Origin of the sequence: Azospirillum isscasi (genome assembly GCF_030849505.1) — a bacterium.
Lineage (GTDB): Bacteria > Pseudomonadota > Alphaproteobacteria > Azospirillales > Azospirillaceae > Azospirillum > Azospirillum isscasi.
Genome location: NZ_JAUJFI010000034.1, coordinates 1 through 25,938, shown reverse-complemented (window position 1 = coordinate 25,938; position 25,938 = coordinate 1). Strand labels below are relative to the sequence as shown.

Annotated in this window: 25 protein-coding genes and 1 pseudogene; 16 read left to right on the top strand and 10 right to left on the bottom strand. The window is 69.0% G+C overall.

The window, feature by feature from the left end; all coding sequences use genetic code 11:
- The first annotated feature begins 342 nt into the window (after positions 1–342).
- The 5 genes from QSG27_RS09635 to dnaQ are packed head-to-tail and all read left to right on the top strand — an operon-like array spanning position 343 to position 3,986.
- Positions 343–1,206, top strand: coding sequence for a pyruvate, water dikinase regulatory protein (locus QSG27_RS09635; protein WP_306705528.1), 864 nt, complete (start codon positions 343–345; stop codon positions 1,204–1,206).
- Positions 1,203–1,811 (top strand): Maf family protein, encoded by a 609-nt coding sequence (locus QSG27_RS09630; RefSeq protein ID WP_306705526.1) that lies wholly within the window; start codon positions 1,203–1,205, stop codon positions 1,809–1,811. The genes QSG27_RS09635 and QSG27_RS09630 overlap by 4 nt, the downstream gene beginning before the upstream one ends.
- Complete coding sequence (locus QSG27_RS09625) at positions 1,808–2,662, top strand: shikimate dehydrogenase (RefSeq protein WP_306705524.1); 855 nt, start codon at positions 1,808–1,810, stop codon at positions 2,660–2,662. The genes QSG27_RS09630 and QSG27_RS09625 overlap by 4 nt, the downstream gene beginning before the upstream one ends.
- Positions 2,663–2,671: 9 nt before the next feature.
- On the top strand, positions 2,672–3,316 hold the full coding sequence (gene coaE, locus QSG27_RS09620; protein WP_306705523.1) for a dephospho-CoA kinase: 645 nt from the start codon (positions 2,672–2,674) through the stop codon (positions 3,314–3,316).
- Positions 3,309–3,986, top strand: a complete 678-nt coding sequence (dnaQ, locus tag QSG27_RS09615) for a DNA polymerase III subunit epsilon (RefSeq protein ID WP_306705521.1) — start codon at positions 3,309–3,311, stop codon at positions 3,984–3,986. Before coaE ends, dnaQ begins: the two co-directional genes overlap by 8 nt.
- A 35-nt stretch (positions 3,987–4,021) precedes the next feature.
- On the opposite strand, the gene QSG27_RS09610 is transcribed toward dnaQ, so the two are convergent.
- From QSG27_RS09610 to QSG27_RS09600, 3 genes are read right to left on the bottom strand one after another with little or no spacing between them, the layout of a single operon-like run.
- Positions 4,022–4,996: a quinone oxidoreductase family protein gene (locus tag QSG27_RS09610; RefSeq protein ID WP_306705519.1), complete on the bottom strand. Its 975-nt coding sequence runs from the start codon at positions 4,994–4,996 to the stop codon at positions 4,022–4,024.
- Positions 4,997–5,018: 22 nt separating this feature from the next.
- The gene (locus QSG27_RS09605) at positions 5,019–5,570 is read right to left on the bottom strand and encodes a methylated-DNA--[protein]-cysteine S-methyltransferase (protein WP_306705517.1); all 552 of its coding nucleotides are present in this window, start codon (positions 5,568–5,570) and stop codon (positions 5,019–5,021) included.
- Positions 5,571–5,574: 4 nt separating this feature from the next.
- Positions 5,575–7,593, bottom strand: a complete 2,019-nt coding sequence (locus QSG27_RS09600; protein ID WP_306705515.1) for a thioredoxin domain-containing protein — start codon at positions 7,591–7,593, stop codon at positions 5,575–5,577.
- Between the two features lie 154 nt (positions 7,594–7,747).
- Here QSG27_RS09600 and QSG27_RS09595 point away from each other — a divergent pair, with 154 nt between their 5' ends.
- The 8 genes from QSG27_RS09595 to QSG27_RS09560 all read left to right on the top strand — a co-directional run bounded on the left by QSG27_RS09595 (position 7,748) and on the right by QSG27_RS09560 (position 15,535).
- Complete coding sequence (locus QSG27_RS09595) at positions 7,748–7,999, top strand: DUF6489 family protein (protein ID WP_306705513.1); 252 nt, start codon at positions 7,748–7,750, stop codon at positions 7,997–7,999.
- Positions 7,996–8,355 (top strand): (2Fe-2S) ferredoxin domain-containing protein, encoded by a 360-nt coding sequence (locus QSG27_RS09590; RefSeq protein WP_306705511.1) that lies wholly within the window; start codon positions 7,996–7,998, stop codon positions 8,353–8,355. The genes QSG27_RS09595 and QSG27_RS09590 overlap by 4 nt, the downstream gene beginning before the upstream one ends.
- A 19-nt stretch (positions 8,356–8,374) precedes the next feature.
- Entirely contained in the window at positions 8,375–9,706 is a 1,332-nt protein-coding gene (mnmE, locus tag QSG27_RS09585; RefSeq protein ID WP_306705509.1) for a tRNA uridine-5-carboxymethylaminomethyl(34) synthesis GTPase MnmE, read from the top strand.
- 109 nt (positions 9,707–9,815) lie between these two features.
- The gene (gene mnmG / locus QSG27_RS09580; RefSeq protein ID WP_306705507.1) at positions 9,816–11,684 is read left to right on the top strand and encodes a tRNA uridine-5-carboxymethylaminomethyl(34) synthesis enzyme MnmG; all 1,869 of its coding nucleotides are present in this window, start codon (positions 9,816–9,818) and stop codon (positions 11,682–11,684) included.
- Positions 11,684–12,298, top strand: a complete 615-nt coding sequence (rsmG, locus tag QSG27_RS09575) for a 16S rRNA (guanine(527)-N(7))-methyltransferase RsmG (RefSeq protein WP_306705505.1) — start codon at positions 11,684–11,686, stop codon at positions 12,296–12,298. Before mnmG ends, rsmG begins: the two co-directional genes overlap by 1 nt.
- A gap of 49 nt (positions 12,299–12,347) precedes the next feature.
- Positions 12,348–13,142: a ParA family protein gene (locus QSG27_RS09570; RefSeq protein WP_306705504.1), complete on the top strand. Its 795-nt coding sequence runs from the start codon at positions 12,348–12,350 to the stop codon at positions 13,140–13,142.
- On the top strand, positions 13,139–14,056 hold the full coding sequence (locus QSG27_RS09565; RefSeq protein ID WP_306705502.1) for a ParB/RepB/Spo0J family partition protein: 918 nt from the start codon (positions 13,139–13,141) through the stop codon (positions 14,054–14,056). Before QSG27_RS09570 ends, QSG27_RS09565 begins: the two co-directional genes overlap by 4 nt.
- A gap of 114 nt (positions 14,057–14,170) precedes the next feature.
- Entirely contained in the window at positions 14,171–15,535 is a 1,365-nt protein-coding gene (locus tag QSG27_RS09560) for an esterase-like activity of phytase family protein (protein ID WP_306705500.1), read from the top strand.
- A gap of 10 nt (positions 15,536–15,545) precedes the next feature.
- Here the strand turns inward: QSG27_RS09560 and holA are convergent, their stop codons facing one another.
- The 4 genes from holA to QSG27_RS09540 all read right to left on the bottom strand — a co-directional run bounded on the left by holA (position 15,546) and on the right by QSG27_RS09540 (position 20,378).
- Complete coding sequence (gene holA / locus QSG27_RS09555) at positions 15,546–16,568, bottom strand: DNA polymerase III subunit delta (protein WP_306705498.1); 1,023 nt, start codon at positions 16,566–16,568, stop codon at positions 15,546–15,548.
- Between the two features lie 50 nt (positions 16,569–16,618).
- On the bottom strand, positions 16,619–17,167 hold the full coding sequence (gene lptE, locus QSG27_RS09550) for an LPS assembly lipoprotein LptE (protein WP_306705496.1): 549 nt from the start codon (positions 17,165–17,167) through the stop codon (positions 16,619–16,621).
- Complete coding sequence (gene leuS, locus QSG27_RS09545; RefSeq protein ID WP_306705494.1) at positions 17,154–19,724, bottom strand: leucine--tRNA ligase; 2,571 nt, start codon at positions 19,722–19,724, stop codon at positions 17,154–17,156. The genes lptE and leuS overlap by 14 nt, the downstream gene beginning before the upstream one ends.
- Before the next feature lie 114 nt (positions 19,725–19,838).
- Positions 19,839–20,378 carry a DUF3576 domain-containing protein gene (locus QSG27_RS09540; protein ID WP_306705492.1) on the bottom strand — a complete coding sequence of 180 codons (540 nt, stop codon included), beginning with the start codon at positions 20,376–20,378 and terminating at the stop codon, positions 19,839–19,841.
- 345 nt (positions 20,379–20,723) lie between these two features.
- Here QSG27_RS09540 and QSG27_RS09535 point away from each other — a divergent pair, with 345 nt between their 5' ends.
- Positions 20,724–21,896 (top strand): porin, encoded by a 1,173-nt coding sequence (locus QSG27_RS09535; protein ID WP_306705490.1) that lies wholly within the window; start codon positions 20,724–20,726, stop codon positions 21,894–21,896.
- 365 nt (positions 21,897–22,261) lie between these two features.
- On the top strand, positions 22,262–23,410 hold the full coding sequence (locus QSG27_RS09530; protein ID WP_306705488.1) for a porin: 1,149 nt from the start codon (positions 22,262–22,264) through the stop codon (positions 23,408–23,410).
- Positions 23,411–23,496: 86 nt separating this feature from the next.
- Here the strand turns inward: QSG27_RS09530 and QSG27_RS09525 are convergent, their stop codons facing one another.
- Positions 23,497–24,015, bottom strand: a complete 519-nt coding sequence (locus QSG27_RS09525; RefSeq protein WP_306705486.1) for a hypothetical protein — start codon at positions 24,013–24,015, stop codon at positions 23,497–23,499.
- Positions 24,016–24,149: 134 nt separating this feature from the next.
- Here QSG27_RS09525 and QSG27_RS09520 point away from each other — a divergent pair, with 134 nt between their 5' ends.
- The gene (locus QSG27_RS09520; RefSeq protein WP_306705484.1) at positions 24,150–24,905 is read left to right on the top strand and encodes a YggS family pyridoxal phosphate-dependent enzyme; all 756 of its coding nucleotides are present in this window, start codon (positions 24,150–24,152) and stop codon (positions 24,903–24,905) included.
- 6 nt (positions 24,906–24,911) lie between these two features.
- Here QSG27_RS09520 and QSG27_RS09515 read toward each other — a convergent pair whose 3' ends face one another.
- Together QSG27_RS09515 and QSG27_RS09510 are read right to left on the bottom strand one after the other, a co-directional pair.
- Complete coding sequence (locus QSG27_RS09515; RefSeq protein ID WP_306705482.1) at positions 24,912–25,418, bottom strand: L,D-transpeptidase family protein; 507 nt, start codon at positions 25,416–25,418, stop codon at positions 24,912–24,914.
- A gap of 36 nt (positions 25,419–25,454) precedes the next feature.
- Positions 25,455–25,938 (bottom strand): annotated as a pseudogene (locus QSG27_RS09510) (hypothetical protein); the annotation flags it as partial.

The window sequence follows — 25,938 nt, the reverse complement described above, 5'->3', positions numbered from 1 at the left end:
GAAAGGAAGAAGGGGTGGTGGAAGCCTGTGGAAAACGGGAATCCCCGCTTTGCCCGGAATCGTCCACAGGGCCGGCGCCCAGCTGTGGACGAAAACGGGATTCTGTGGACGACTCCGGACGCTTCCGCCGGAAATGGCGGAAATGCTATACCGGGAAGCATGGGAATCCCGTGGATAACATGGTCCGCGCGAGTCATTGTTCCCATGTTCCGGACAGGGCGCGCGGATTGTCCCGAAGGGGGCGCCAGCGGGGGCGAGGAGTCCCGGCCCGGGGGACAGAATCCAGGGGATCCCCGTTGTCCACAGAATCGGACCGGGTTCTCCACAACGCATTGGGGACGGATGAGACAGTTCCACCTGCATCTTGTGTCGGACGCCACCGGTGAGACGATCAACAGCGTCGCCCGCGCCTGCGTGATCCAGTTCGACGACGTTCGCCCGGTCGAGCATTTCTGGAATCTCGTGCGGACCGAGCGTCAGCTCGACATGGTTCTGGAAGGCGTCCAGGAGAACCGCGGCCTCGTCATGTTCACTCTGGTGGACGAGAAGCTGCGCCGCCGCCTGCAGGACTTCTGCCGCGAGGTGCAGGTGCCCTGCATTCCGGTGCTCGACCCGCTGATCAACGCGCTGGCCGCCTTCCTGGGCGTGGAATCGCAGCGCCAGCCGGGCCGCCAGCACGCGCTGGACGCCGAGTATTTCGGGCGCATGGACGCGATGGACTTCGCGCTGGCCCACGACGACGGCCAGTCGAGCTGGGACCTGCATGAGGCCGACGTGATCCTGATGGGCGTGTCGCGCACGTCGAAGACGCCGACCTGCATCTATCTGGCCAACCGCGGCATCAAGGCGGCGAACATCCCGATCGTTCCCGGATGCCCGATGCCGCCGGAGATCGAGAAGCTGACCCGCCCCCTGGTCGTCGGCCTGACCAAGGACCCGGACCGGCTGGTGCAGATCCGCCGCAACCGGCTGAAGCTGCTGAACCAGAACGAGTCCTCCACCTACGTCGATCCCGAGGTGGTGCGGGCCGAGGTGACCGACGCGCGGCGCATGTTCACCCGGCGCGGCTGGCCGGTGATCGACGTGTCCCGCCGTTCCATCGAGGAGACGGCGGCGGAAATCATGATGCTGCTCGCCCGCCGGCAGAGCGGCGGCCTGCCCGGCGTCCCGCCCGAAGGCTCCCCCTCCCAAGGCCCGGCGACGTGAGCGGCGGGGTTCCCACGGTCGTCCTCGCCTCCGGTTCCCGCACGCGGGCGGAGATGCTGGAGCGCGCCGGCGTGCGCGTGACGCTCGCCCCCACGGCGGTGGACGAGGAGGAGATCAAGCTGGCCGCCCGCGCCGAGGGCGCCCCGGTCGAGGATGTGGCGGAGGCGCTGGCGGAGCTGAAGGCCCAGCGCGTCACCCGCAAGCATCCCGGCGCCCTGGTGATCGGCGCCGACCAGATGCTGGAGTGCGAGGGCCGCTGGTTCGACAAGCCGGCGGACCGGGCCGCGGCGCGGGCGCAGTTGCAGGAGCTGCGCGGCAGGACGCACCGGCTGGTGAGCTGCGCCGTGGTGATCCGCGACGGCGAACGGCTGTGGCACCATGTGGACCGCGCCCGTCTGACCATGCGCCCTTTCAGCGACGCCTTCCTGGATTCCTACCTCAACGCGGCGGGCGACGACGTGCTGGGGTCGGTCGGCGCCTATCATCTGGAAGGGTTGGGCGCGCAGCTCTTCCACCGGGTTGACGGCGATTTCTTCACGATCCTGGGGCTGCCGCTGCTGCCGCTGCTCGGGTTCCTGCGGGTGCATGGGGTGATTGCGGAATGACGATCAGCGGCAAGGCAAAGCTGGCCGGCGTGATGGGCTGGCCGATCGGGCATTCCCGCTCGCCCCGGCTGCACGGCTATTGGCTGAACCAGTACGGCATCGACGGCGCCTATGTGCCGCTGGCCGTGCCGCCCGACCGTGTCGAGCAGGCCATCCGCGCCCTGCCCGCGCTGGGCTTCCGCGGCTGCAACGTGACGGTGCCGCACAAGGAGGCGGCTTACCGCACGGTGGACCGGCTGGACGCCACGGCGAAGCGGATGGGGGCGGTGAACACCGTCGTGGTGGGCGAGGACGGATCGCTGGAGGGACGCAACACCGACGGCTTCGGCTTCGTCGAGAACCTGCGGAGCGGGGCGCCGGGCTGGAGCGCGGCGGACGGGCCGGCGCTGGTCATCGGGGCCGGCGGCGCGGCGCGGGCCGTCGTCGCCTCCCTCCTCGACGAGGGTGCGCCGCGGGTCTGGCTGGTCAACCGCACGCGGGCGCGGGCGGAGGAGCTGGCCGCGGATATCGGCAATGTTGACGGGGGCGGCGCCATCGAGGTGGCCGATTGGGTTTCACGTGAAACCCTCCTCGAAGGGGCGGCGCTGGTGGTGAACACGACGACCCAGGGCATGGCCGGCCAGCCGCCGCTGGACCTGGACCTGCGCGCCCTGCCCGGCTCCGCCGTCGTCACCGACATCGTCTACACGCCCCTGATGACACCGCTGCTGAGCGCGGCGCAGGCCCGCGGCAACCGTGTGGTGGACGGCATCGGCATGCTCCTCCACCAGGCCCGCCCCGGCTTCGCCGCTTGGTTCGGCCATGAGCCGGAGGTGACCGAGGGGCTGAAGGCCGCGGTTCTCCAGGGCTGAGGTCTCGTCATGATCGTGTTGGGACTGACCGGCTCCATCGGCATGGGCAAGAGCACCGCGGCGCGCATGCTGAAGCGCATGGGCGCTCCGGTCTGCGACAGCGACGCCGTGGTGCATGGGCTGCTGGGGCGCCACGGCGCCGCCGTGCCGGCCATCGCGGCGGCCTTCCCCGGCGTGGTGGTGGACGGGGCGGTGGACCGGCGGGCGCTGGGTGCGGCGGTGTTCGGCAACCCGGCGGCGCTGAAGCGGCTGGAGGCGATCCTCCACCCGGCGGTGCAGGCGGCGCAGCGGCGCTTTCTGAAGCAGGCGGCGCGGCGCGGCGTCCGCGTGGCGGTTCTGGACATCCCCCTGCTGTTCGAGACGGGCGGGGAGCGGCGGGTCGATCGCACGGTGGTGGTCACCGCGCCCTTTCTGGTTCAGAAGTCACGGGTGCTGGCGCGGCCGGGCATGACGGCGGAGAAGTTCGCCGCTATTCTGGCCCGGCAGATGCCCGACGCGGAAAAGCGGCGGCGCGCCGATCACGTCGTCAACACGGGCGACGGGCGGCGGGCCACCCGGCGGGCGCTGCGCAACATCCTCGCCGACGTGAAGCGGCGCCGCGGACGGCAATGGCCGCCGCGGGGATACCAGCCCGGACAGGTGGTTCATGCGTGAGATCGTCCTCGATACGGAAACGACCGGCTTCAAGCCCGAGGAAGGGCACCGGCTGATCGAAATCGGCTGCGTCGAGCTGCACAACCACGTCGCCACCGGCAAGACCTTCCATTGCTACGTCAACCCGGAGCGCGACGTGCCGCCGGACGCCGTGGCGGTGCACGGGCTGACGACCGAGTTCCTGTCCGACAAGCCGCTGTTCAACGACGTGGTGGCGGAGTTCGTGGCCTTCATCGGCGACGCGCCGCTGGTGATCCACAACGCGGCCTTCGACATGCACTTCCTGAACTGGGAATTGCGGATCGCCGGCTACCCGGTGATGCCGAAGGACCGGGCCATCGACACGCTGCTGATGGCGCGGCAGAAGTTCCCCGGCGCGCCGGCGACCCTGGACGCGCTCTGCAAGCGCTTCGGCGTGGACAATTCCAGCCGCACCTACCACGGCGCGCTTCTCGACGCCCAGCTTCTGGCCGAAGTGTATCTGGAGCTGCGCGGCGGGCGTCAGGCCGGTCTGGCGTTGGCCTCCGGCCCGGCGGCGGGTGGTCCCGCGGCGGTCCGCATCGACCGCCCCCACCGCGCCCCGCGCCCCCACGCCCCGAGCGAGGAGGAACTGGCGGCCCATGCGGAACTTCTCAAGAAGCTGAAGAACCCGCTCTGGGCCGCGGAGTAAATCCCCTCTCCTGGGACGGGAAAGGGCTTTCAACCTTACGGCAGCAGCACCGTGGACCCGGTCGTGGCGCGGGATTCCAGCGCCCGGTGGGCGTCCGCCGCGTCGCGCAGCGCGAAGGTCTGGCCGACGTTGATGGTCACACCGCCGGAATGCACCACCTCGAACAGGTCGGCGGCGCTGGCCATCAGGTCGTCGCGCTTGGCGACGTAGCTGAACAGCGTCGGGCGCGTGACGTAGAGCGAGCCCTTGGCCGCTAGAACCTGAAGATCCAGCGGCGGGACCGGGCCGGACGCCGCGCCGAACAGCACCATGAAGCCGCGGGGGCGCAGGCAGTCCAGGCTGTCCATGAAGGTCGTCTTGCCGACGCCGTCATAAACCACCGGCACGCCCTGCCCGTCCGTCAGGTCCTTCACACGGTTCACGAAATTCTCGCGCGTGTAGACGATGGGATGGTCGCAGCCGGCGGCGCGGGCCAGCTCCGCCTTCTCGTCGCTGCTGACCGTGCCGATCACGGTGGCGCCGAGATGCTTCGCCCACTGGCAGAGGATCTGACCCACACCGCCCGCGGCGGCCTGGACCAGGATGGTGTCGCCCGGCTGCACCGCGTAGGTGGAGCGCAGAAGGAACTGGGCGGTCATGCCCTGAAGCAGCATGGCGGCGGCCTGCCGGTCCTCGATCCAACTCGGCAGCGGGATCAGGCGGTCGGCGGGGGCGAGGCGGGATTCGGCGTAGGCGCCGATCAGCGGCGCGTAGCCCACCCGGTCGCCGGGCTTCAGGGTCGTCACGTCCGGCCCCACGGCCTCGACCACGCCGGCGCCCTCGGTGCCGATGATGGCGGGAAGCTGCGGCAGCTTGTAGGCGCCGGAACGGTGGTAGGTGTCGATGTAGTTCAGCCCGACGGCGGTCTGGCGCAGGCGCACCTGACCGGGGCCGGGTTCACCCACCTCGACCTCGTCCCAGCGCAACGCCTCGGGTCCGCCATATTCGTGGATGCGGATCGCGTGAACCATGGTGGTTGGTCCCTTCCCTTATTTATAGAAGCTGCAGCTCCAGCGTATCGCCCGCCTTCCCCGCTGTCACCCGCCCGTCCGCCGCCCGGTGCCGCCGCTCGTGACGGAGCAGCCAGTCCTTGGTCCGCAAGCCGCCCAGGCCGGAATAGCCGCCGGGCGACCCGCCGCCCCCGACGATGCGGTGGCACGGGATGATGACCGGGATCGGGTTGGCGCCGCAGGCCCCGCCCACGGCTCGCGGCGCGCTCTCCAGCATCCGCGCGACGTCGCCGTAGGTCAGGACTCCGCCATAGGGGATGGCCAGCATCGCCGCCCAGACCTTTTGCCGGAAAGCGGTCCCGCGGGGCGCCAGCGGCAGGTCGAAATCCAACCGCGTCCCGGCGAAATAATCGCGGAGCTGGCGCGCCGCCTCCTCCAGCACGGGGTCCGGCCTGTCCTCCCCCAGCCGGCCCCAGTCGAGCGCGACGATGGCGCCGCCCGCGCTGGTGACGGTCAGGAGGCCCAGCGGGCTGTCGATGGTCAGGCTGAAGGCGGTCAGTTTGAAGGTGGTCGGGCTGCCGGTCGGCGGTGCCATGGGGTCATCTCCGGTGCAGGGCGGCGGACAGCGCCTCGGGCGCGGTCACCGGGGGGGAGCAGGTCATGCCGGTGCAGACATAGGCGGTCGCCACCCCATTCTGCATGCCCTTCCCGTGCGCCGGGTGTCCGGCGGGCAGATCCGTTCCCGGCGGAACGATGCTGAGGATGCGGTTGGGAAGCGAGTGGTCCAGCACCGCCCGGCGCAGCGCCGCGGTGTCGGGCGCCCGCGGGTCGCCGGCGATGACGATCTGCTGGGCCTTCTCCAGAAGCTCCGCCGCGTTCAGATAGGTCGGCAGCGGGAAGAAGTTGCGGCTCAGCTCGCCGGAGAAGGCGGCGGCCAGCGCGTCCGCCCGGTCGCGGTAGGCGGTCTCCCCCGTGCGGTGGTGCAGGGTCGCCAGCACGGCCAGCATGGTGCCGTTGCCGCTTGGGGTCGCGGCGTCGCCGGCCGACTTGGTGCGGACGATCAGGTCGTCCGCGTCGTCCGCCGTGTAGAAATAGCCGCCGGCCTTCGCGTCCCAGAAGTGCGCATCGAGCACCCGCACCCAGGCCCGCGCCTGCTCCAGCGCCTCCGCGTCGCCGGTCGCCTCGTGCAGGGCGAGCGCGCCGCGCGCCATGTGGGCGTAGTCGTCCAGCGTCGCCCGGTGCTTGAGCTGCCCGGCCCGCCAGCTGTGCAGCAGACGCCCGTCCCGGGTCATGCGGTCGCGGACGAAGGCGTAGGCCCGCCGGGCGGCGTCGATCCATTCCGGCTCGTCGAAGACCATGCCGGCGTGGGCGAGTGCGGCGATCATCAGCCCGTTCCAGTCGGCCAGCACCTTGTCGTCCCAGCCGGGCTTGATCCGCTTCTCCCGCTCCCGCCAGAGGATCGCGCGCTGTTCGGCCAGCGTCGCCTCGGTCGCGGCGTCCAGCGCCTCGATGCGGTGCAACCGGTTGAGGATGGTTGCCCCCTCCCAGTTGCCCTGCGGCGTGACGGCGTAGGCGCGCTTGAAGACCTCCGCGCCGGGGCCGAGGAGGCGGTCGATCTCCTCCTCGTTCCAGACGTAGAAGAGGCCCTCCTCGCCTTCGCTGTCGGCGTCCTGGGTCGCGGCGAAGCCGCCGCCTTCGGCGATCATCTCGCGCAGCACCCAGCCCGCCGTTTCACGGATGCGGGCCTCGAACAGCGGCTCCCGCTCCTCCTGCCAGACCAGCGTCAGCAGGTCGAGAAGCTGGGCGTTGTCGTAGAGCATCTTCTCGAAATGCGGGACCAGCCACATCTCGTCCACCGAATAGCGGGCGAAGCCGCCGCCCAGATGGTCATAGATGCCGCCCTGGCTCATATGGGCCAGCGTGTTGGTGACCGCCGCGCGGAACGGCTCCTTCCCCGTGCGCTGCCACGCCCGCCACAGAAGCTCGAAGATCGGGACCTGGGGGAATTTCGGGGCGTGGCCGATGCCGCCGTGGAACGGGTCCACCTCCCGCACCAGCCGGTCGGCCACCTGGTCCAGCACGGCGAGGTCGATCTCCCCCGCCGCGTGGTTGTCGGCGAGTTGGGCCAGGGCGTCCTTCAGGGCGGTGACGTTGCGCGTCACGTTCTCCGGCTTGCTGCGGTAGGTCTCCGCGACGCCGCGCAGTACGTCGGGGAAGCCGGGCCGCCCATAGCGGGAGGCCGGCGGGAAATAGGTGCCGCCCCAGAAGGGTTCGGCGTCCGGCGTCAGGAACATGGTCAGCGGCCACCCGCCCTGCTGCCCCAGCATGGACAGGGCCGACTGGTAGATCTGGTCCACGTCGGGCCGCTCCTCCCGGTCCACCTTGATGTTGACGAACAGCTCGTTCATCAGCCCGGCGATCTCCGGGTTCTCGAAGCTCTCGTGCGCCATGACGTGGCACCAGTGACAGGCGGCGTAGCCGACCGACAGCAGCACCGGCTTGTTCTCGCTCTTGGCCCGTTCGAAGGCTTCGGGACCCCAGGCCATCCAATGGACGGGGTTGTCCTTGTGCTGAAGCAGGTAGGGGCTGGTCTCCCGGCCAAGCAGGTTCGCGGGCATAGGGGCGTTTCCGGTCGGTGGCGTGGTTTGGGAATAAACTGGCGCGGCGGTGCCGTTGCACCAGGGCTTCCTATCTGTATAGTGGGTCATGAGCCGAAGCGGCGCTCAACCCTTAATTTCCTGCGTACCGCGCGCTTTCCAAGGGGATGGGGCCATGAAGATCACCATCGACATCGACTGCACACCCGAAGAGGCGCGCCACTTCCTGGGCCTTCCCGACGTGAAGCCCATGCAGGACGCCATGATGCAGGACATCCAGGAACGGATGCGGGCCTCCCTGCTGGCCATGGATCCGGAAACGATGCTGAAGACGTGGCTGCCGGCGGGAATGCAGGGGATGGAGCAGCTTCAGAAAATGTTTTGGTCCCAGATGGCCGCCGCCATGGGACAGGATGGACGCAAGTGACCGATCCGAAGCCTTACTTCGAAGCCCATGTTTTCTCCTGCACCAACCGCCGCCCCGACGGACACAAGCGGGGCTCCTGCGCCGCCCGGGGTTCCGAAAAGCTCCGCGACTATATGAAGGCCCGCGCCCGCGAACTGGGGCTGGATGGCCGGGTGCGGGTCAACGCCGCCGGCTGCCTGGACCGCTGCGAGCTGGGGCCGGTGCTGGTCGTCTACCCGGAAGGCGTCTGGTACACCTACAACTCTCCCGCCGACGTGGACGCCATCCTGGAGACCCATCTGATTGGCGGAGGCCGTGTGGAGCGGCTCATGCTGACACCGGAACAAAAGGAATTGCTGCCGGAACAGGTCGTTTGATCGTTCCGGACCCGGCACGATGATCCCGACCATCTTCGCTCTCGCCACCGCCCCCGGCCGCGCCGGTGTGGCGGTGGTTCGCGTTTCGGGGCCAGCCTCCGGCGATGCCCTGGTGGCACTGACCGGCAAAGCCCTGCCCGCTCCCCGCATGGCCAAGCTCGTCCGGCTGCGCGATCCCACGTCCGGGGAGGCGCTGGACGACGCCCTGGTCCTGCGCTTCACCGCCCCCCGCAGCTTCACCGGAGAGGACGTGGTGGAGCTGCACCTTCATGGCGGGCGCGCCGTGGTGGCCGGCGTGGTCGAGGCCCTGTCCGCCCTGCCCGGCCTGCGCGTGGCCGAACCCGGCGAGTTCACCCGCCGCGCCTTCGAGAACGGCAAGCTCGACCTGACCGAGGCCGAGGCGGTGGCCGACCTCGTGGACGCGGAAACCTCCGCCCAGCGCCGTCAGGCCCTGCGCCAGATGGAAGGCGCGCTCGGCCAGCTCTACGACGGCTGGCGGGAGCGGCTGACCCGGTCGCTGGCCCACATCGAAGCCGACATCGACTTCCCCGACGAGGATCTGCCCTCCGGCGTGTCGGACGCCGCCCGCCCTGTGCTGTCTGCCCTGGCCACCGAGATCGACGCCCATCTGGACGACCGGGGCCGGGGAGAGCGGCTGCGCGAGGGTCTGCACATCGCCATTGTCGGTGCGCCCAACGCCGGCAAGTCGAGCCTGTTGAACGCCCTGGCCCGGCGGGAGGCCGCCATCGTCTCGGCCCGCGCCGGCACCACCCGAGACGTGATCGAGGTGCATCTGGACCTCGGCGGTTACCCGGTGGTTCTGGCCGACACCGCCGGCCTGCGCGAGGCCGCCGCGGACGAGGTTGAGGAGGAAGGCATCCGCCGCGCCCTCGATCGCGCCGCCCGTGCCGATGTGAAGGTTGCGGTGTTCGACGCCACTGCTCTGCCCGTGCTCGACCCGGCCACGGTCGCCCTGGTCGACAAGGACACGGTGGTCGTCCTGAACAAGACGGACCTTGCCGATGCTGCGGTTGCGAAGGTTGGAGAATGGGAAGCAGTCGCCGTCTCCGCCCGGACCGGCAGCGGCCTTCCCGCGCTGGAGCGGCGTTTGACGGCGTTTAGCGCCGACCGGCTGGCCGGCAGCGGCGCTCCTGCCCTGACCCGCGCCCGTCACCGCTCCGCCCTGGAGGAATGCCGCGACGCCCTGCGCCGTGCCCTGACCGCTCCGTTGCCGGAGTTGATGGCCGAGGATGTGCGGTTGGCGAGCCGTGCCCTTGGCCGCATCACCGGGCGGGTCGATGTGGAAGACCTGCTGGATGTGATCTTCCGGGATTTCTGCATCGGCAAGTGAGCTGGCGGCGGCGTGACAAACGCGCCGTGGAGCCCGTGTTTCACGTGAAACAGAGCTTTGCGGCGTCGCAGCGCTTGGCGTCCGGCGCTGACTCGGCTATGGTCCGGCCATGCGAACGTTCGACGTCATTGTTGTCGGCGGAGGCCACGCCGGTTGCGAGGCTGCCGCCGCCGCGGCGCGCATGGGGGCGCGCACCCTGCTCCTCACACACAGGCTGGACACCATCGGTGAGATGTCCTGCAACCCGGCCATCGGCGGGTTGGCGAAAGGGCATCTGGTGCGCGAGATCGACGCGCTGGACGGTGTCATGGCGCGCGCCATCGACCGTGGCGGCATCCAGTTCCGCATCCTGAACCGCAGCAAAGGTCCCGCCGTCCGCGGCCCGCGCGCCCAGGCCGACCGCAAGCTCTACCGGCAGGCGGTGCAGACGATCCTGGCGGAACAGCCGAACCTGTCCATCGAAGCCGGCGGCGCCGAGGATCTGACCATCGGCGACGATGGGCGCGTGACGGGCGTGGTGACCGGCTCCGGCGAAGCCATCGCCGCGGGCACCGTGGTGCTGACCACCGGCACCTTCCTGCGCGGGCTGATCCACATCGGCGAGGAAACCACCCCGGCGGGCCGGGTCGGGGAAGCGCCGTCCATCGGCCTGTCCGACACGCTGGCGCGGCTGGGCTTCCCGCTGGGTCGCCTGAAGACCGGCACACCGCCGCGGTTGGATGGCAAGACCATCGACTGGGACGCGCTGGAGAAGCAGCCCGGCGACACCCCGCCCCCGCCCTTTTCCTATCTGACGGACCGGATCGAGACGCCGCAGATCGACTGCGCGATCACCTGGACGACGCCGGAGATGCACGCGCTGATCCGCGGCAACCTCCACCGCGCGCCGATGTATTCCGGCCAGATCCAAAGCACCGGTCCGCGCTATTGCCCGTCCATCGAGGACAAGGTGGTCCGCTTCGCCGACAAGGAGCGTCACCAGATCTTCCTGGAGCCGGAGGGGCTGGACGACGCCACGGTCTATCCGAACGGCATCTCCACCTCCCTGCCCCGTGATGTCCAGCTCGGCTTCCTGAAGACGATGCCGGGGCTGGAGCGGGCGGTGATGATCCGTCCCGGCTATGCCATCGAATATGATTTCGTGGACCCGCGGGAGCTGAAGCCGACCCTGGAAACCCGCCGGGTGTCCGGCCTGTTCTTCGCCGGCCAGATCAACGGCACCACCGGATACGAAGAAGCGGCGGCGCAGGGCCTGATGGCCGGCATCAATGCCGCTCTGGTGGCCGGCGGCTCGGCGGAGGGCTTCGTGCTCGATCGCGCGGACGCCTACATCGGGGTGCTGGTCGATGACCTGATCACGCGCGGCACCAACGAGCCCTACCGGATGTTCACCTCGCGCGCCGAGTATCGGCTGATCCTGCGGGCGGACAACGCGGACCAGCGCCTGACTCCCAAGGGTCTTGCCATCGGCTGCGTCGGGTCGGCGCGGCGTGACGCCTTCACGGCGAAGGCGGAGGCGCTGACCGTCGGCCGGACCCTGGTGCGTGCCCTGCAAGCCACCCCGGCGGAGCTTCAGCGGCAGGGCATCGCGGTCAATCAGGACGGCGTGCGCCGCTCCGCCGCCGACCTGCTGCGCTATCCGGACCTCGACCTCGCGGCCCTCGCCCGGCTGTGGCCGGAGCTGTCGGCGATCCCGGCGGACGTCGCCGAGCAGTTGGAGATCGACGGTAAGTATGCCGGCTACCTCGACCGGCAGGAGGCCGACATCCGCGCCTTCCGCAAGGACGAGGCGCTGGAGCTTCCCGACGATCTCGACCCCGACGCCATCGGCAGCCTGTCGGCGGAAATCCGCCAGAAGCTGCGGCAGGCCCGCCCGGCGACCCTGGGCGCCGCCGCCCGCATTCCCGGCATGACCCCGGCGGCGCTGGTCGCCCTGCTCCGCCATGTGAAACGGCGCGACGTGAAGGTGGCCGTCTGATGAGCCTGTTCGATGCCGCGGCCTTCCAGGCGGAAACCGGTGTTTCACGTGAAACGCTGGACCGCCTCGCCGCCTATGAGGCCACGCTGCGCAAGTGGCAGCCGAAAATCAATCTGGTCGGCCCCTCCACCCTGCCCGACGCTTGGCGCCGGCACTTCCTCGATTCGGCGCAGCTTCACCCGCTCCTGCCGGAAGGCGCGCGGGTGCTGGTCGATCTGGGCAGCGGCGCCGGCTTCCCCGGCCTCGTCCTCGCCATCATGGGCGTGCCGGAGGTGCATTTGGTGGAGAGCGACTCCCGCAAATGCGCCTTCCTGCGCGAGGCCGCCCGCGCCGCCGGGACGCAGGTCACGGTGCACAACAAGCGGATCGAGGCGGTGGCCCCCATCGCCGCTGATGTGGTGACCGCCCGTGCCCTGGCGCCCCTGAACGATCTGCTGGGCTGGGCCTATCCCTTCATCCAAGAACGTGGTGCGGCGCTCTTCCCCAAAGGTCAAAATGTGGCGGAAGAATTGACCGATACCACCAAATGTTGGAAGATGCGGACCGAGCGCTTCGACAGCCGCACCGACCCCACCGGAACCATCCTGCGTGTGAGTGGTATCGCCCGTGTCTAAGACCGCGACCTTGATGCATTCCCGCTCCGAGGCTTCCCGAGAGGCTGCCATGCCCTCCGCTCCCCCTTCCGCCCGCGTCATCGCGATTGCCAATCAGAAAGGCGGCGTGGGCAAGACCACGACCACCATCAATCTGGCAACCGCCCTGGCCGCCATCGGCAAGCGCGTTCTGGTGATCGACCTCGATCCCCAGGGCAACGCCTCAACCGGCCTCGGCATCCCGCGTGCCGACCGGCGCGTCGGCATCTACGACGTGCTGTTCGACGGCATGCCGCTGGAGGACGCCGCAACGGTGTCGACGGTGCCGAACCTGTCGATCATCACCTCCTCCGTCGATCTGTCGGGCGCGGAGGTCGAACTCGTCACCTCCGACCGGCGCGAGTTCCGGCTGCGCGAGGCGGTGGACAAAAGCGCGCTGGAATACGACTACGTCCTGATCGACTGCCCGCCGGCGCTCGGCCTGCTGACGCTGAACGCGCTGGTCGCCTCCCACGCCGTGATGGTGCCGTTGCAGTGCGAGTTCTACGCGCTGGAGGGTCTCAGCCATCTCGTGCGCACCATCGAGCGGGTGAAGCGCGCCTTCAACCCCGACCTCGACATCCACGGCGTCGTGCTGACGATGTTCGACAAGCGCAACAACCTGTCCGACATGGTGGCCGCCGATGTCCGCGGTTTCTTCGGGGAGAAGGTCTATGACACCGTCATCCCGCGGAACGTGAAGGTGTCGGAGGCGCCGTCCCACGGCAAACCGGTGCTGATCTACGACATGCGCTGCCCCGGGTCGCAGGCATACATCCATCTGGCCGGCGAAGTGCTGCGCCGTGAGAAGAGGCTGAGCGCATGATGGAGGATACCAAACGTTCGGACGGCGGTGCCCGCCGCGCCAGCCTGGGCCGCGGCCTGTCCGCCCTGTTCGGCGAGGCGGCGGAGGATTATTCCGCCCTGGACAAGGTGCGCCAGTCCAAGCAGGTGCCCATCGAGTTCATCCATCCCGGCAAGTACCAGCCGCGGCGGACCTTCGACGACGAGGCGCTTCAAGGGCTGGTCGAATCGATCCGCGACAAGGGCATCCTCCAGCCCCTGCTCGTCCGCCGGGATTCCGAGACGACGAACTCCTACGAGCTGATCGCCGGCGAGCGCCGCTGGCGGGCCGCGCAGATTGCCGGCCTGCACGAGGTGCCGGTCGTCATCCGCGAGCTGTCGGACCGCGAAGCGCTGGAAATCGCGCTGATCGAGAACATTCAGCGCCAGGACCTGACGCCGCTCGAAGAGGCGGAAGGCTACAAGCGCCTGATGGAAGAGTTCGAGCACACGCAGGAGGATCTGGCGCGCTCGGTCGGCAAGAGCCGCAGCCACGTCGCCAACATGATGCGCCTGCTCGCCCTGCCCGACCCGGTCAAGGGCATGGTGCAGGACGGGGCGCTCAGCGCCGGCCACGCCCGCGCTCTGCTCACCTCCTCCGATCCGGTGTCGGTGGCGCGCGAGGTGGTCAAGCGGGGGTTGAACGTCCGCCAGACCGAAGACCTGATGCGCGGCGGTGCCCCGACCAAGCCGAAAAAGGCGGCGGGCGGACGCGGCGGCGGCGCCACCGATCCGACACTGAAGGACGTCGATCTGGTGAACCTGGAGGAGGAGATCTCCGCCCGCATCGGGTTGAAGGTCGCCATCACGCCCCAGGGCAAGGGGGGGTCCATCACCATCCATTATCAGACGCTGGATCAGCTCGACGACGTGCTGCGGCGCCTTGGTGGTGAATAGGCTGTCGCGGAACCAAACTGTCACTTTAGTGTAACGGCACCACCATGAACTCCCCCTAAACAGGGTCGTCCGGCCGCATCGGCGTGGCCGGAGCCGACACAGAGGGGGAGACTCATGAAGCCCATTCACGGCCTGTGCCTGGCCGGACTGACCGCGGCCCTGCTGGCCGGTCCGGCTCTCGCGGACCAGAAATTCCCGGCGGAGCTGGCCGGGCACGGGATCATCGACGCCGCGACCTTCATCGCGCCGCCGGCGGACGCGCCGGACCTGTTCCGCACCTCCGGCAAGTTCACCGCCGCCGACCGCAAGCGCGTTGACCAGCCCCGCAGCCTCGACGGCACCTCCTTCCTGTCGGCGTCCGGCGCGCCGCGCGGCACCGGCATGGCGCTGCCCTTCGACGGCCAACCGGTCCAGGGCTTCTCCGGGATCAAGGCGCTGGGCGACGGGACCTTCATGGTGCTGACCGACAACGGTTTCGGCAGCAAGGGCAACTCCGCCGACGCCATGCTGACGGTGCACAGGCTGGCCATCGACTGGAAGACCGGCAAGGCCGCGGTGTCCGAAACGCTGTTCCTGCGCGATCCCGACCGCAAGGTGCCCTTCCCCATCGTCACCGAGGCGACCAGGGAACGCTACCTGACCGGCGCCGACTTCGATGTGGAAAGCCTGCAGATCGTCGGCGACCGGATGTATTTCGGCGACGAGTTCGGCCCCTACATCCTGGTCACCGATCGGACCGGCAAGGTGCTGGCGATGCACGAGAGTACGGTGGACGGCAAGCCGGTGCGCTCCCCCGACCATTACGCGCTGTCCACCCCGGCGGTGCCCGGCGCGGTCGGCTTCGAGGTGCGCCGGTCGCGCGGCTTCGAGGGGATGGCCGCGTCGAAGGACGGCAAGTTCCTCTACCCGTTGTTCGAAGGACCGCTCTGGACGGGGGGTGCCTGGGAAACCAAAGACGGGCGCGAGTATCTGCGCATCGCCGAGTTCGACGTCGCCAAGGGCGCGTTCACGGGCCGCAGCTTCAAGTACCTTCTTGAGGCGAACGGCAACAACATCGGCGACTTCAACATGATCGACGCCACCAGCGGCCTGATCATCGAGCGCGACAACGGCGAGGGCAACCCGGCCAAGGGCTGCACCGGCCAGCCCACCCCGGACTGCTTCAACATCCCGGCCCGGTTCAAGCGCGTCTACAAGATCGACTTCGCCCAGGCCGACGCGGAAGGCTTCGTGAAGAAGGTCGGGTACATCGACCTGATGGACATCGACGACCCGAAGGGCGTCGCCCGCATCGGCGGCGACAAGGGCACGTTCACCTTTCCCTTCGTCACCATCGAGAATGTGGACGTGGTGGACGCCGAGCACATCGTCGTCGGCAACGACAACAACCTCCCCTACTCGTCGGGCCGCGAACTGGGCAAACAGGACCACAACGAGCTGATCCTGCTGCGCGTGCCGCAGTTCCTGTCGGCGAAGTAAGGAGAAAAGGTCAGCGCCGCGCCAGCGAGGCGAGCTGGAAGAGAACGCGGGCGCACAGCGTCTGGTCGGGCATGTTGGTGCGCTTGCAGTCCGCCTCGGCCTCGACCAGACGCTCCAGCGCCTGCCGCACCAGCGGCGCCGGCCAGCGGCGGGCCTGGCCGGTCAGCCGCGGCTTCATCTTGAAGAACACCGGCGGGCGCAGCGCTTCCACCGCGGCGTCCGCCGACTTGCCCACCGCCACCTGCCCGGCCACCAGCTGCAGGCGCTGGAAATGGCGCTGGGCGGCGCGCAGGATCGCCACCGGGGCCATCCCCTCCGCGAACAGGCGGGCCAGCGAGCGGTCGAGCGTGGCGAAATCGCCCTCCGCCGCCGCCCAGATCGGTTCGTCAAGCGACAGGGCCGCGCTGTCGCCCACGCAGGCCTGGGCGTCTTCCAGCCGGACGCGGGTCTCCGTTCCCATGTAGAGCGCCAGCTTTTCCATCTCGCCGCGCGCCACCATGCGGTCGCCGACGAGGTTGCCGGCGAGGAAGGACAGGGCGTCGGGATCGGCGGTCAGGCCATGGCCGTGCAGGATGTCGGCGATGACCCGGCCAAGCGCCGCCTCCTCCTCCACATAGCAGGGAATGGCGACGGCACCGACCGCCCCTTCGAACAGGGTTCGCAGCTTCGACCGGTTGCCGAGGTCGCCCGCTTCCACGATGACCAGGCTGTCACCCGGCGGCATGTCGGCCAGGAAGGCGGTGAAGGCGGCGGTGACGTTGTCCTCCGCCTCGCGCACGCGGATCAGGCGGCGGCCCCCGGTGAAGGACAGGGCGGCAGCCTCGTCGGCCAGACGCGCCGGGTCGTCGGCGACGGCGCGGCCCAGCATCTCCGTCACCCGGAAGGGATCGGACAGGTCGGCGACCACGGTGCGGCCCAGCCCCATGGCGCGGTCGCGCACCAGACCGGTGTCCGGACCGTAGAGCAGGACCGCGCGGATCTTGGGATCGGGGCTGCGCAGGAAGCCGTCGATCGCCCGGGCTTGCAGCTTCACGAAGACACCGTCGGTGGCTGGGGACCGCAGCCCCCGCTATGCTGTGCGGATCAGGGCTTGCGGCCGAGCTGGGCGGACACCCGGGTGGTGATCTCGTTGGCGATTTCCAGCAGCGCGCGGTCGTAGGCGTTCTCGACCGTGGCGAGGGCGCCGTACTGCTGTTCGAGGACGTTGTAGCTGATGAAGGAGCGCGCGTTGGCCTGGAACAGGATCGCGCCCGTCGCCGCGTCGGTGAGCTGGTAGGGGGCGTTCACGACGAGCTGGGCGCGGGTGGCGGTCGCGTCCTTCTGCAGCGCCAGCTTCTGCTCCGACGCGGTCAACGTCGTCTCCAGCCGGTAGCGGGGAGCGGAAGGCCGGCCGTCGGCGTAGAAGCGGTCGATCAGGTGGTTGCGCAGCTTCTGGCCATAGCGGTTCTTGATGACCCCGATGTCCACCTGCTGGAGCTCGGCGGCGCCGATGCTGTTCGCCCCAAGGTTTCCATACATGGGCTGGAAACCGCAGGCCGACGTGGCGAGCACCGCCGGGCCCAGCAGGGCGAGGGCCAGAAGCCCCCGCCGCCGGACGCCGGCCTTGCCGTGATGGCGGTCAGACGACGACATTGATCACCCGGTTCGGGACGACGATGACCTTGCGCACGGGCTTGCCCTCCAGGGCGCGCTGGACGTTCGCGTCGGCCAGTGCGGCCTGCTCCGCGGCGTCCTTCGCCATGTCGCGCGGCAGCTCCAGCGTGGCGCGCAGCTTGCCGTTGACCTGCACCGCCATGGTGACCGAATCCTCGACCACCAGGGCCGCGTCGGCCTGCGGCCAGGGCTGGTCCACGAGCAAGGTGGCGTGGCCGAGCTGCGCCCACAGCTCCTCGGCCAGATGGGGCATCATCGGAGCGATCAGGCGGGCCGTGGCCTCGAACCCTTCGCGCAGGACCCAGCCTTCGCCCTCGCCCTTCCCGTCCAGCTCGGCCAGGGCGTTGGACAGTTCGCGCACGCGGGCCACGGCCTTGTTGAAGCGGAACTTCTCCAGATCCTCCGAGATGCCGGCGATGGCCTTGTGGACCAGACGGCGGGTCGCCTCGGCCTTGGCGCCGAGGGCGTCCGGCTTCGGCGCCCCGGGGGGCGGCAGCTCCACCGGCGATTCCGTCACCATGCGCCACAGGCGGTTGATGTAGCGCCAAGCGCCGTCGATGCCGGCCTCCGTCCATTCCAGATCGCGCTCCGGCGGGCTGTCGGACAGCATGAACAGGCGGGCGGCGTCGGCGCCGTAGGTGCCGATGATGTGCGCCGGGTCCACCACGTTCTTCTTGGACTTCGACATCTTCTCGACGCGGCCGACCGTCACCGGGCCGTCGTTGTCGTTGCGGATGTAGTCGCCGAGATCGTTCTTGCGGATGTCGGTGGGGGCCAGCCAGGCGCCGGTGCCGGCGTCCTTGTAGGTTTCGTGGTTCACCATGCCCTGGGTGAAGAGGCCGGCGAAGGGCTCCTCCACGTTCAGGTAGCCGCACTGCTTCATCGCCCGCGTCCAGAAGCGGGAATAGAGCAGGTGCAGCACGGCATGCTCGATACCGCCGATGTACTGGTCCACGGCCAGCCAGTAGTCCACCGCCTCGCGCGTGAAGGCGACATCCTCGGCCTTGGGCGAGCAGAAGCGGGCGAAATACCAGCTCGACTCGATGAAGGTGTCGAAGGTGTCCGTCTCGCGCACCGCCGCCTTGCCGCAGGCCGGGCAGTTCGTGTGCTTCCAGGTCGGGTGGTGGTCCAGCGGGTTGCCGGGCTTGTCGAAGGTCACGTCCTCCGGCAGAACGACCGGCAGATCCTGTTCCGGAACCGGAACGATGCCGCAGCTTTCGCAATGGATGACCGGGATCGGGCAGCCCCAGTAACGCTGGCGGGAGACGCCCCAGTCGCGCAGGCGGTACTGGGTGGTGCGTTCGCCCTGCCCCTTGTCCTCCAGCCGCTTGCCCACTTCCTGCTTGGCGGCCTCGACCTCCAGCCCGTCGAGGAAGGTGGAATTGCGCAGCAGGCCGGGGCCGGTGTAAGCCTCGTCCCCCACCGCGAAGCTGGCGGGGTCGGCGTCCGCCGGCACGACCACCGGATTGACCGGCAGGCCGTACTTGCGGGCGAAATCCAGGTCGCGCTGGTCATGGGCCGGGCAGCCGAAAATGGCGCCCGTGCCGTATTCCATCAGCACGAAGTTGGCGACATAGACCGGCAGTTCCCAGGACGGGTCGAAGGGATGCACGACCTTCAGGCCGGTGTCGAAGCCCCGCTTCTCGGCGGTCTCGATCGCCTCCTCGCTGGTGCCCATGCGGTTGCACTCGGCGATGAAGTCGGCCAGCGCGGGATTTCCGGCGGCCAGCTCGGCGGCGAGCGGATGGTTGGCGGAGATCGCGGCGAAGGAGGCGCCGAACAGCGTGTCGGGCCGGGTCGTGAAGACCTCCAGCCGATCCGCGCGCCCGACGATGTCGAAGCGGAAGCGCACGCCGGTGGACTTGCCGATCCAGTTCTCCTGCATCAGGCGCACGCGTTCCGGCCAGCGGTCCAGCGTGTCCAGCCCCTTCAGCAGCTCGTCGGCGTAGGCGGTGATCTTCAGGAACCACTGGGACAGCTTGCGCTTCTCGACCAGCGCGCCGGTGCGCCAGCCGCGGCCGTCGATCACCTGCTCGTTGGCGAGGACCGTGTTGTCCACCGGGTCCCAGTTGACCCAGGACTCCTTGCGGTAGGCCAGACCTTCCTTCAGGAAATCCAGGAACATCTTCTGCTCGTGGCGGTAATACTCCACGTCGCAGGTGGCGATCTCGCGGTCCCAGTCGATGGACAGGCCCATCGTCTTCAACTGGGCGCGCATGGCCGCGATGTTCTCGCGCGTCCATTTGGCCGGATGGGTCTTCTTCTCCAGCGCGGCGTTCTCCGCCGGCAGGCCGAAGGCGTCCCAGCCCATCGGGTGCAGCACGTTGAAGCCGCGCGCCCGCTTGTAGCGCGCGATCACGTCGCCGATGGTGTAGTTGCGGACATGCCCCATGTGGATGCGCCCCGACGGGTAGGGGAACATCTCCAGCACGTAATATTTCTCGCGGGAAGCGTCCTCGCGGGCGGTGAAGCAGCCGTGCCGCTCCCACTCGCCCTGCCACTTCGCTTCGGTTTCCTTGACATTGTAACGCGACATGACCGCAGACGCCGTTTGGTGGATTTCGAGGGTCTTATAAGTAAGGCGCCGCCGGCGGAACGACAGGCGGCGGAGCGACGCTCCCGCCCTGTCCCGCCCGGACGGCGCCCGCGCTCAGCGCGCCGCGGCCTGCTGGGCCACGCGGAGCTGGCGGGCGCGGGTGAGCACCGCGTCCTCCAGCGTCGTCGACGTCTCCGGTCCGACCGTGCTGTCGCGCCAGTCCGCCCCGGCGCGCTGCTGCTTGAACACCGACACCCGCACGCCGTCGGCGCGGAGCTGGCGGTCCATGATGTACAGGTTGACCTTGAAGCGCTCGTTCGGCGCGTCGGGCGGCGAATACCAGTCGGTCAGGATCACGCCGCCGAACGGGTCGGCGGACACGATCGGCATGAAGGACAGCGTGTCCAGCGAGGCGCGCCACAGGAAGCTGTTGACGCCGATGCCGTTGGGGTCGCCCTGGTCGGCGCCGTTGCGCTTGTTCTTGCCGAACAGGTTGAAACCGCCGTCGGTGCCGAGAAGGCTGCCGAACTTGTATTCCTTCTTGATCTGCTCATCGACGGTTTCCGTCTGGCCGCCCCAGCTGGAGCAACCGGCCACGGCGAGCGACGCCGCGAGCACGACGGGGGCAAGGCGAACGACACGGGAACGGCGCATGATCGGAACCTGGATCAATAAATTCGGGGTACCGCACACGAGTCCGCGGCGGATGCGGGTGAAAAGACCATAAAAGCACGCCCGCGGCAACAGGCGATGCGGGGCGCGGACTGTGCCTTTGCTGTGTCCGGCGGTGGCGCGCCGGCCCTTCGGAGGGGGCCGCCCGCACCGCGGAATCGCGCCGGCGGCCCGCGATCCGGGTGTGCTCCGTCGGACACACTGTTCCTTCATTGCTGCAACTTTGCGATTTCCGGCTTGCTGGCGTCCGCCCATCTGCGTAGGACATTCACAGCCAGGACGTTAAACCGGGCTGAAAATTCTGCTGCCAGGATGGAGGCAACAATCATGAACCGTTATCTGCTCGCGGGCTGCGCCGCTGCCGCTCTGGCTCTGGGTGCCGGCGCTGCCAACGCTCAGGCCAAGTTTGAAGTGAAGGTCGGCGGCGACGCCTACTTCGAAGGCGGCTACGTCTCCGAGGACCGCGATCAGGGCGCCCGTTCGGTTGACTTCCGCAACCGCTTCCGCGTGATCGTCACCCCGACTGCCAAGGCCGACAACGGTCTGGAGTACGGCGGCCGCATCCGTATGCGTGCCAACTCCGGCGCCGGCAACACCCGCACGATGGACGCCGACCGCGGCTACATCTTCGCGCAGGGCGCCTTCGGTCAGGTCCAGATGGGCGTGACCAACTCCTTCAACGACGCCACCTACATCACCGCGCCGCAGGATTACCTGCAGCTCGGCATCTATGACGGCGTCACCGCCTGGATCGGCCAGACCTCCGACATCGGCGGCGGCCTCGCCGGCCTGAACGGCTCGCTGCTGAGCCAGTCGCTGGTCGTCGAGAACAACGCGACCAAGATCGTGTACTTCTCGCCGCGCTTCGCCGGCCTGCAGGTGGGTGCCAGCTACACCCCGCGCAACGACGACTCGCACGCCAGCGTCAACCGCCTCGACCTGCCGGCGGTTACCGCCACCGGCCGCGGCTTCTCGACCACCTTCGAGGATCTGGTCGAAGTCGGCGCCAACTACAGCAACACCTTCGGTGGTGTCGCTCTGAAGGCCAGCGCCGGCTACTACTGGGGCAACGCCGCCGGCACGACCACGGTCGGCGCCAGCGTCGAGGACCTGAACGCCTGGCAGGTCGGCGCCCAGATCGGCTACGCCGGCTTCACGCTCGGCGGTTCGTACACCGACTTCGGTGAGTCGGGCCAGATCCAGACCGCGACCTCGGACAACGAGAAGAGCCGCCTCTGGGTTGTCGGCGCTCAGTACACCGCCGGCCCGATCGTCGTCGGCGCCAACTACAAGAACGGCAAGGACGCCGGCAGCCTCTACACCGCTGGCGACCGCACCCTGGAAGTCTACGAAGTGGGCGCCGGCTACACCGTCGCTCCGGGCCTGACCCTGCAGGCTCAGTACGACTACTTCCAGGCCGACAGCGATCTGAGCACGGCCGCCGCCAACCTGGACAACGAGGGCCACGTCGTCCTCCTGCGCACGGTCCTGGCGTTCTAATCTGCGGTCATCCGTGGATGAAGGGGGCGGTGGCTTCGGCCACCGCCCTTTTTCTTTGTCTGCCTTCTTTGTCTGCCGGTCTGCGCCTTTTCCTTGCGCTTCCGTATGGCTTTTTCCCTGCTCAAAGTTTGTTCATCGCGCCTAAAAGCTGAACAGAGCATGTGCCATATTTGCGGCATCGCGAAAAAACAGTTTGTTTTCAAGTACTTGTAACTGTGTCTGAATGGCAACTGTGTTACAGTCGCACACCGTTCGTTGTAGAATCGCCCTTGCCCGATCGGCGATCGAATGGCTTAGTGGTTGATGGGAAGCACAACCGCACGGCCCTGGTCTTTTGTGGGGCCTGCCAGAAGGATGGACCATCAATGAAGCGTTCTCTTGTTACGGGCTGCGCAGCCATCGCGATCACTGCCTTCAGCGGCATGGCTTCCGCCCAGACCAAGTTCGAGGTCAAGATCGGTGGCGACGCCCTCTTCCAGGGCGCCTATGTCGAGCAGGACCGTGACGAAGGCACCCGTTCCACGGAGTTCGTCAACCGCTTCCGCGTGACCGTCACGCCGGTTGCCACGATGGACAACGGCCTGGAGTACGGCGGCCGCGTCCGCATGCGCGCCGCCAACGGCGCCAGCAACGTCCGCACCATGGACGCCGACCGCGCCTTCATCTTCGTGAACAGCGGCTTCGGCACCGTGCAGGCCGGCACGATCAACGGCCTGTCGGACGAGTTCGGCATCATCGGCCCGAACGTCGAAGGCGTCGCCGGCGGCCCGGACAACAACACGGTGGAGTTCCTGGCCGGTTCGCAGACCTATTCGCTGCTGCCGACCACCACCAACAACTTCCGCGCCATCGCGTCGGGCGACGTCGGCACCAAGATCATCTACCTGACCCCGACCTTCGCGGGCCTCCAGGGCGGCGTCTCCTACATGCCGCGTTCGGGCGACTCGAACACTTCGGTCAACCGTCGCCAGGACAACGGCGGCTATCAGGACGTCGTCGAGGTCGGCGGCACCTACACCAACGAGTTCGGCGGCTTCACCGTCGGCGCCAGCGCCTTCTACCAGTTCGGCGACTCGGTCAACGACTCGACCGGCGCCCGTTTTGAAAAGCTCAGCTCCGTCCATGCCGGCCTGAACGTCGGCTACGGCGACTTCAAGATCGGCGGCAGCTACGCCTACAGCGGCGACAGCGGCTACGACAAGTCGCTGACCGTGAAGGAGAAGCAGGACATCTGGATCGTCGGCGCCCAGTACGCCGCGGGCCCGTTCATCCTGGCGGCCAACTACTCGCAGTCGCGCTCGAACGGCACCAGCCCGAACACCGGCCTCGTGGCTCCGGTCAAGGCCGAGCTGTATCAGGCCGGCGTGACCTACACCATCGCGCCCGGCCTGACCACGGGCCTGGAGTACAGCTACCTCGACCTCGACTCGAAGCTGACCACGGTGGACAACGGCGGCATCAACCCCGACGACCGCGCGCACATCATCATGATCGACACCCGCCTGGCCTTCTGATCGGCCCTGCGGCACGTCTGACGGAAACGGCGGCGGATACCCATCCGCCGCCGTTTTCCTTTGGGTGACCAGCCGGTTGGCAGTTCCTACTTCTTGGTCGCCTGCGCCGCTTCGGTCTCGCAGAGCAGCAGGATCGCGGCGTCCTCCATCGGGGTCCAGATGGCCAGCAGGCGCTGCTTGGCCTTTTCCGCCGTGTAGGCGGTGGTTCCCGGATCGCGGATGGTGCGCACCTTCACCTCGCCCATCTTCCAGCCGGCCTTGCGGAATCCGCCCAGGGTGGAGTCCAGGATCTGGTCCCGGCGCGCGTCGTCGCCCTTCTTGAACTCCCAGCCGTAGCTTTCCAGCTTGGTGCAGCGCCGGTTGATGTCGGCGGCGGCGGCTCCCATGAACTCCTTGTAGGTGCCGTCGTCCTGCAACGGGAAAGGCTGGTCGGCGAAGGGGGCCTGGGCGATGGCCGATCCCACCACCGTCTTCGGACCCTCCTTCCCGGCGGGCTTGCCGGTGTTCTGGCCGGCAGGGCTTTGGGCGAGGGCGCCGCCGGCCACGAACGGCGCGGCCCCCAGAATCAGCGCCGACAGGATCAGGGGACGCATCCAACCACGCATGCCGTGTTCTCCTCGGGGTGCTTGCGTTTCGTCGGCCCGTCCGTTACCACGCCCTCCGGTCCCTGTACAGGCAGGCGCCGCAGAAGGCGCCCCACGAGGGGCCGTACGAGGGGCCGCAAGGGGGGAGGACCGGCATGTCCGCTTCGCACACAGATACATCGTCCGGCACGCCGCCCGACACCGTCACGGCCCGGCTGGAGGCGGTGCGCCGCTCCATCCTGGAAAGCTGCGCCGCCGGCGGGCGCGATCCCGGCGCGGTGACGCTGGTCGCGGTCTCCAAGACCCATCCCGCCGAAGCGGTGGAGGAGGCCCTGGCCGCCGGCCAGCGCGTCTTCGGCGAGAACCGCGTGCAGGAAGCCAAGGCGAAGTTCCCCGCCCTGCGCGAGCGCTTTCCCGACCTGGAACTGCACCTGATCGGCCCGCTCCAGACCAACAAGGTCAAGGACGCGGTGGCCCTGTTCGACGTGATCCAGACGGTGGACCGGCCCAGGCTGGCCGAGGCCCTGGCCGACGAGATGGCGCGCAGCGGGCGCCGCCCGCGCTGCCTGATCGAGGTGAACACGGGCGAGGAGCCGCAGAAGGCGGGCATTCCCCCGGCGGAACTGGATGCCTTCCTGGCCGCCTGCCGCGGCACCTGGAACCTGCCGGTGGCCGGGCTGATGTGCATCCCGCCGGTGGACGAGGAGCCGGCGATGCATTTCGCCCTGCTGGCCGACATGGCCCGCCGCGCCGGCCTGCCCGAGGTCAGCATGGGGATGAGCGGCGATTACGAGACGGCGATCCGTTTCGGCGCCACCCATGTGCGGGTCGGCACGGCCATCTTCGGGGCCCGCCCCTACCCTGCCGCCGGCCCTGCCGCCGGCCCCACCGCCGGCCCCACCGCCGGATAGCGGCGCCTACCTCGCCGGGTCCGGCACGGTCAGCACGGTGCCCGGCGCGCAATCCTTCAGCAGGCGCAGCAGGTCCGGCAGGGGCAGCGCGACGCAGCCCGCCGTGGGCGCCCGGTCGGGCCGCGCCACATGCATGAACACGGCGCTGCCCAGGCCCGGCACCACCGGGTCGTCGTTGTGCCCCATCACCACGATGACGTCGTAGACATGGTCCTCGCGCCACAGTTCCTCGTGGCTGGCGGCGTAGGGACGCTTCACCGGTCGGTTGTAGGCGGGGTCCGCGGGGTCGTCGCACCAGCCGTCGTCGGGCGCGATGGGCGTCGCGGGCAGGCCGGTCTCGGGCTGCGGAAGCCGGTCGGGGCGCCACAGCACGCGGCGCAGCACGAAACGTCCGACCGGGGTGGCGCCGTCGCCCTCCCGCTTGTCGGTGCGGATGCCGCCGCGGCCCAGGACGCAACGGAAAGACCCGCCGGGCCAGTCCAGCCGGCCCTCCGGGTGAACGGTGATCTCCATAACCCCTTCCCTACCCGTTTCCGGGGATCATCGCGCTCAGCCCGACACCCGCAGGCTGGGCGCCGGGGCATGAGCGGCCCTCCGGCCCTGCTCGTACTTGGCCAGATTGCGCATCATCGTCTCAGACAGCATGTCCGGTGTCACGGGCGCGAAGGCGTTGCCGTTGGCAGCGGTCCCGCCGGCAGCGGGGGTGGCGGCCGGGGTGGTGGCCGGGGCAGTGGTTGCCGTGTCCGTGTTCGCAGCCCCGGACGCGGCGTCCGGCTGGGCCGCAGGTGCCGGTGGGACCGCCGCCTTGCGGAATCCGGACGGGGCCGCCGTCGCGGCGAAGCCGATGGTGGAGGGCTGCTGCTTGGGAGTGGTGTGTTTGGCCATCATGCTGCTCGCCAGCGGGGTGTCGCGCGCCGGCATGCGGGAGGGGTGCGGCGAGCCGGAAGCGGCCATGGCGTCGCGCCCGGCCCCGTTCGCCGCCGTTCCGACGCCATGCGGTGCCACGGCGGACCGCGCGGCCTCCGGCGTCTCC